The organism is Synechocystis sp. LEGE 06083, assembly GCF_015207725.1.
In the GTDB taxonomy this organism is placed as follows: Bacteria; Cyanobacteriota; Cyanobacteriia; order Cyanobacteriales; family Microcystaceae; genus Synechocystis; species Synechocystis salina.
Genome location: NZ_JADEWJ010000223.1, coordinates 1 through 6,749, shown reverse-complemented (window position 1 = coordinate 6,749; position 6,749 = coordinate 1). Strand labels below are relative to the sequence as shown.

At 47.1% G+C, this 6,749-nt stretch carries 5 protein-coding genes; 4 read left to right on the top strand and 1 reads right to left on the bottom strand.

The genetic code is table 11. The annotated features are described in order from the left end of the window. Positions 1–981 (top strand): SidA/IucD/PvdA family monooxygenase (locus tag IQ219_RS15085; protein WP_194073148.1); only part of this gene is annotated, 981 nt, incomplete at its 5' end. Positions 982–1,021: 40 nt separating this feature from the next. Here IQ219_RS15085 and IQ219_RS15080 read toward each other — a convergent pair. Beyond that, complete coding sequence (locus tag IQ219_RS15080; protein WP_190599129.1) at positions 1,022–2,527, bottom strand: UbiD family decarboxylase; 1,506 nt, start codon at positions 2,525–2,527, stop codon at positions 1,022–1,024. A gap of 102 nt (positions 2,528–2,629) precedes the next feature. Between IQ219_RS15080 and IQ219_RS15075 the strand changes: the two genes are divergently transcribed. From IQ219_RS15075 to IQ219_RS15065, 3 genes are all read left to right on the top strand, one after another. After that, on the top strand, positions 2,630–3,925 hold the full coding sequence (locus IQ219_RS15075; protein ID WP_194020678.1) for an NYN domain-containing protein: 1,296 nt from the start codon (positions 2,630–2,632) through the stop codon (positions 3,923–3,925). A gap of 36 nt (positions 3,926–3,961) precedes the next feature. Then, positions 3,962–5,812 (top strand): precorrin-3B C(17)-methyltransferase, encoded by a 1,851-nt coding sequence (cobJ, locus tag IQ219_RS15070; RefSeq protein ID WP_228017168.1) that lies wholly within the window; start codon positions 3,962–3,964, stop codon positions 5,810–5,812. A gap of 103 nt (positions 5,813–5,915) precedes the next feature. Continuing rightward, positions 5,916–6,749 (top strand): DUF4335 domain-containing protein (locus tag IQ219_RS15065; RefSeq protein ID WP_228017166.1); only part of this gene is annotated, 834 nt, incomplete at its 3' end.

Here is a 6,749-nt window from a genome sequence, read left to right as displayed (position 1 = left end):
CTCCGCACCTTTGCTGAACAACGTCCCCGGGAATTATTTCCTCCCTACGATTTACCAGGTACAACTTTGTTTTGGGAATTCTGCCAAGAAGTTATCGAGCGGTGGCAATTGCGGAACCTGGTTTATCCTGCCCAAATAAAGGAAATAGAGCCCCTACAACACCAAAATCGCCAGCGGTTTCGTCTTTGGTTAGCGGATGGTCAATCAATACTGACCCGTAGGGTAGTGTTGGCGATCGCCGGAGGGAAACCCCAAATCCCAACCTGGGTGGATCAGATTTCGTCTTCTTACCCAACCCATGCCCTTATGCACTCGGAAAAAATAGACCTGAGAACCATGCATCTGGCGGGGGAAAAAATTCTTATCATCGGTAGTGGCCTGACCAGCGGTCATTTGGCGATCGGGGCGATTAAACGGGGTGCCAAGGTACTCATGATGGCCCGGCGGAAATTTTACGAGAAGCTTTTTGATGCGGAGCCGGGCTGGCTAGGTCCGAAATATTTGAAAGGTTTTTACGCTGAACCAGATTGGCATAAACGCTGGCAATTGATTCAAACGGCCCGCAATGGAGGTTCCCTCACCCCTGCGGTATTAACCCATCTACGTCGCCTGGAAAAAGAAGGGTCACTGACTTTCTATGAAAATTGCGAAGTTAGCCAAGCCCAATGGCGAGAAAACCATTGGCAGGTGAGTTGTCATTATCCTGGGGCTCATGATTGTGTGGCCCATTTAGGGATTAATCGTATTTGGCTCTGTACAGGTAGCACTATTGACGTTAGAAAATGGCCCCTGTTGAAGGAAATCCAGACCAACTATCCTGCGTCAATAATTAATGGTCTACCAGTGTTGGATTCTGCCCTACGCTGGCCTGGTTGCAACTTACACATCATGGGAGGAGCCGCCGCTCTCCAACTCGGCCCTGTGGCCCGTAACTTAGCCGGGGCTAGAATGGCGGGCGATCGCCTGGTAGCTCGTTTATGAAGACCAAAGACCATTGGGAGTCCTTGAAAAAAAGACGATCTCAAACGTCATAACCAAACAAATTGGGATTAACTTCTGTTAAATTAATATCCCCCAAACCATATTCCGCCCAGCGTTGACTGACCTGTTCCGCCATGGCTTGATCCGATTCCAATACCTCGCCCCATTCGTGATCCGTTTCCGGGGGAATTTTGGTGGTGGCATCAATGCCCATGCGTCCCCCCAATCCAATTTTTTCGCTGGCAAAATCGAGACTGTCAAAGGGGGTTTCCGGCAAAATAAATACGTCCCGCACTGGATCCACCTTGGAACTGATGGCCCAAACCACCTGGCGGGGATCGCGGATATTAATACTCTTATCCACCACAATGACAAATTTGGTGTAGGTAAATTGGGGCAGAGCACTCCAAAAAGCGAGGGCGGCCCGTTTAGCCTGGCCGGGATAGGCCTTATCAATGGAAATAATGGCCGCTTTATAGCTCAACGCCTCCATGGGCAAAAAGAAGTCGGTAATTTCCGAAACCTGTTGCCGCAAAATAGGAGTGTAAATACGGTTCAAGGCGATCGCCATCATGGCCTCTTCCTTGGGGGGACGGCCGCTAAAGGTGGTCAGGTAAATGGGATTTTTGCGATGGGTCAGGCAATGGAAGCGCACCAAGGGGGAATCTTCTACGCCGCCGTAGTAACCCATGTGGTCCCCAAAGGGGCCATCCGGTAACATTTCTCCTGGGGTAATGGTACCTTCCAAGACAAATTCTGAATCGGCAGGCACTTCCAAATCCACAGTTTTACATTTGGCCAGGGCCACCCCAGAACCACCATATAAACCAGCAAATAACCATTCCGACAAATCCACCGGGATTGGTGTGGCCGCCGCCATAATAATTAAGGGATCTACCCCCAAGGCGATCGCCACTTCCAGCTTTTTACCCTGCTCCGCCGCTTTCCGTAAATGCCTGGCCCCTCCCCGCACCGATAACCAATGGACAGTCATGGTGGTTTGAGATTGCAATTGCAGACGGTAAACCCCCACATTGGGCGTACCGGTTTCACAATCTTTGGTAATAACTAGCCCCAGGGTAATAATTTTGCCCGCATCACCGGGGTAGGGACGGATGAGGGGAATTTGGTTTAAATCTAAATCTTCGCCATCGATGATAACTTCTTGGCAAGGGGGGAAAAAGTTACGGCCAGGCTTTGCTTTGAGGACATCGAATAAGACTTTGCCGAAATCGATCGCCTGGGAAATTTTCTTCGGCGGTTTAGGTTGTTGTAACAGGGCTAACTTTCTGCCCAAATCTTCCAATTCCAGGGGATGCTCCATATTCATCGCCCAACAAATGCGCTCCACCGTGCCCATTAAATTCACTGCCACCGGGAAGGGGGAACCCTTGACATTTTCAAACAACAGCCCTGGGCCACCGGCCTGCAACATGCGGTTGGCGATTTCCGCCACTTCCAAGTTGGGATCCACCTCAGCGGTAATGCGGCGCAACTGCCCCCGTGCTTCCAACAACTGGATGAATCCCCGTAAATCTCTGGCCATGGCAGTTAAAAAACTATACTTTCCATATTTAATACTAACAGACTTTAGCTGCGAAAATAAGCTATAATCTTCTCGTGGATTATTTTTATATTTTCTTTTAAAATGTCTTATCAATCAAATGATTTGGCTAAGTACCTTTCAAATATTTTAATAAACATTATCAAAATTTATCCGGAATACTTGCTCGAAAAATACAAAAAGTATGATTGGAGTAGTGAGAAAACATCGCAGATCATTACAAAATACTTTTCTGATCATCTTAATAATTTAGTTGATAATGGAGAAGATAATTTTTTTCTAAATATTAGCTTATCCATTTTTCGTAAATTTCTAGTACCATTTAGCTTAAGTGATAAAGATGTTATTGATTTATGCATAAAAAATAAATTAAGCGAACATGGCAAACACTTAGATAGCAAATCTGAGAATTTAGGATTTTCGGTTCTTTTAATTGACATCGAAAATATTTATCTGGATGTTACAGAAGAAGACTTAATCAAAAAACTTAGTAGGCATTCTTTAAAACACCACTTAGCTTTTGGTAATTGGAAAAAATTAGGAAATAAAGATGAAGAGCTACACAAAAGGGGATATGAACTATTTCATGTACCTTCAGGCAAAAATAATGCAGATCAAAGAATGACAAATATAGGAGCTTTTATTTGCCTAAATTATCCTGATATAAAAGAGATTTTTGTTTGTTCTTCAGATAAAGACCTTGAAATTCTATGCAGTTTTTTGTCTCAAAAAAATATTGTGGTCTATCAGGTTTTCCGACAAATCAATAATTTATGCATTAAAAATCCTGAAACGAATGAAATTTTGTCATATCCCATTATTTCTAGTGAATCTTCCAATGAAAAAATTATTGATCTAAAAACATTAATCGAAGAAATAAAATCTATTATTCGTGAAGTGACAAATCAGGCATCACAACAGCAATGGGTTACACTGAGTCAGGTTTCAACTATATTTTATCGTAAATTTGGATTAAGTCTTAACGATGTTGTTAAGCATCATTTTCCTGGAAAAACAGCAAAATTTATATTTTTGGAATATAAGAATTACTTCGTTGTCCATGATCCACCGGAATCTAAAGATATTTTTATTGCATTGTTTAATTTTAACAAAGAATCTTCTGAATTCATCACTCAAAATAGTCAAGATTCTTTGGAAAACAAGTTTGTTAAAATCATAAAAGAAGAGATTAAAAACAATAAAAATAAAAAAGTTGAAATAGGTTATGCTGCCTCCAAATTTGCTGGAAAGTACAATATTTCAATCACTAAAGCTCTTAAGAATGCCAGTCGTCCTGGTAACTATAAAGCTTTTATTAACTCAATATCAGTACTAGAACTCATAAATGAGGGTGGACGTTGTTTTATCCGCTTACGCTAGAAGCTAAAAATAGTCTATTAAATACATCAATTAAAATTGTTGAAAACTTTCCATCCCCTCACGGCGATCGCCGTCACTCCCCAAGCCGTTAAATTGCTTCTACCCGTGGCGGAAACGTTGACGGGAAAATTACTCCTATCAGAATCCTTGGCTGAGGAATTAAACCTTGGTGGCAATCCCGCCGTAGAAACCTATGACCATTCCCTGGCCATGGCCATTGAGGAAAGGTGGAGTACCCATAAAGCTTTGATTTTCAGTTTAGCAACGGGGGCCGTAGTCCGCTTAATTGCCCCTTTATTGCATGATAAACAGACCGATCCCGCTGTGGTGGTGGTGGATGCCATGGGCACATCGGTGATTAGCTTGCTCAGTGGTCATCAAGGTGGCGGCGATCGCCTGGCGGAGATAGTGGCAGAACAGTTGCAGGGAAAGGCAATTCTGACTGGTGGAGCTAATGGCTTAGGGCAAATTGCGGTGGATTGTTTGGGCATTCCCTTCGGTTGGCGGAGGGGAACAGGGGATTGGACAGCGGTCAGTGCGGCTTTAGCTAGTCAAAAACCGGTGGCAGTGCAACAAACGGCGGGGTCAACTTTGTGGCAAGGGTATTTACCCCCAGGCCATGGTTTTAATTTTTCTGGAACGGAGGCAACGGCGGCAACCCTGGCCATTACCGTTCAAGACAATCTTCCTGAACACCAGGGGCACCCCATGGCTCAATGGCATCCCCGACTGCTATGGGTGGGTATCGGCTGTGTGCGGGGCACCGATTTAGCACTGTTGGAAAAAGCTTTGCTAGAGGTTTTAGCTAGGGAAAATTTCAGTCCCCTGGCGATCGCCGGCCTGGCCAGTGTGCATTTAAAAGCGGACGAAGTAGGAATGCAGCAATTGGCCCAAAAATATGATTTACCCTTTGTTACTTTTTCCGCCAAACAGTTAGCGGCCCAGTCTGTGCCCAATCCCTCCGCTGTGGTTAACCAGGAAGTTGGTACCCCCAGTGTGGCGGAAGCGGCGGCCCTCACGGCGACCCAGGTTTATGGCGAAGGAGGAAAACTGATTGTCGAAAAAGTCATTGTCAAACAGGATCAACAAGCCGTGACAGTGGCGATCGCCCAGGGAAAACGGGAATATATCGGTAAACCGGGGCAGTTATGGTTGGTGGGTACAGGGCCTGGTGAATTGAGCCAAATTTCCCCCGCCGCCCGCACGGCCATTCGAGAAGCGGATGTGCTCATCGGTTATGGACTTTATTTAGATTTGATTGACCCCCTCCGCCGTCCCGGACAAATTTGCGAAACTTTTCCCCTCACCCAGGAACGGCAACGCTGTCAGCGGGCTATTGAATTGGCCCAATGGGGCTTAACGGTGGCGGTGTTATCCTCCGGGGATTGTGGCATTTACGGCATGGCCGGGTTAGTGTTGGAGGAATTAGAAAAAGTTGGCTGGGATGGACAAACCCCGGGAGTAGAGGTTTTTCCTGGCATTAGTGCGTTCCAGGCCGCAGCAGCCCGGCTGGGTGCCCCCCTGATGCACGACTTTTGTGCCATTAGCCTGAGTGATTTACTTACCCCCAGGGAAAAAATTTTGCAACGGTTAACGGCGGCGGCCCAAGCAGATTTTGTCACCGCTTTGTACAATCCCAAATCCCAAAAGCGTACTGTACTAATTGAGCAAGCCCAGGCCATTTTCCTGCAATGGCGATCGCCAGATACTCCGGTGGCCCTGGTGCGTTCCGTATATCGACGGGATGAGACCATTGTGCGGACCACATTGGCCGAAATGTTGAACTTTCCCATTGATATGCTGACGGTGGTGCTGATCGGCAACAGTAACACCTACAATTATCACGATTATTTGATTACCCCCCGGGGCTATTATGCTAATGCCTAGGGGAACGCAGTCGGTTATCGGAGCGGCGTCAGCTGCCCCCTAGCCCCCTAATTTTCAAGGTACCCTGGATGGAAGTGAGTGTGTTGACTGGGAGTATTTTCCAATGAAGCTGGTGAAGGATGTACAACTGAGGCGCTATACCCCCCCCACCTGTACTTTAGAGCTGTGGCAAACTCGACGGGTGTGGCAAAGAACCCCCCAAACTTTGCCGCCGGATTATCGGTTTGCGCTTCACTTTGACGATCCCCGCTTGCCGGAAGTAGAACAACTAACCTTGTCGGGCACACCGGAAGAATTGGAAACCCTGGCTGTAGCGGTGGAATCTTACCTCCAACAACGCCTGAGCCCCTGCGCTTCCCTGGAACCAAGCACCTATCCGGAACCGATATTTAATGCCGACGGTGAACCATCTTTTTGCCTCCGGCCCCAGGGGTCATGGAGCCATGAACTATTGGGCATGGGGGCCCCCGTAATCCTCAATACTTCCCAGTTGTACGATCTAATGTTGGCCCTGGAAAGTTTTCGTCTCCAGGACCTAGAACCCAGTCGGATGCCCCCAGCCATTGCCGGGGAAAAGTTACCTCAGGGATTAATAGTGGGAGGAGTAATGGCGGCCGGTGGTGTGCTGGCGATCGCCATGGCGACCCTATGGATGCGGCAACCCCAAGGGGTCAACAACGAAAATGCGCGACATCATGGGTGCCACAGCCATCGGCGTGGCCCGCAGGGACCGTCACAGATAGTAATCCAGCTCTTCTTGCGCCTTAAGCAAGTCACGCATTTCGACAGCATCATCGCCATAAAAATACACAAGGCCCCAATGCGTGCCGAACGCCGTTCGCTTGGTTACCTTTTGCGCATGTGGCGGGTTAAGTTCGTGAAAGTCAAAATAGGGATGGCTCTCGGTCTGTGGGGGGATTTCCAGATTGCTGACCAC

Excerpts from the sequence above, each read along its gene's own strand:
- IQ219_RS15075 (WP_194020678.1), top strand. The coding sequence starts at position 2,630 with ATGTCTTATCAATCAAATGATTTGGCTAAGTACCTTTCAAATATTTTA.
- IQ219_RS15080 (WP_190599129.1), bottom strand. The coding sequence starts at position 2,527 with ATGGCCAGAGATTTACGGGGATTCATCCAGTTGTTGGAAGCACGGGGG.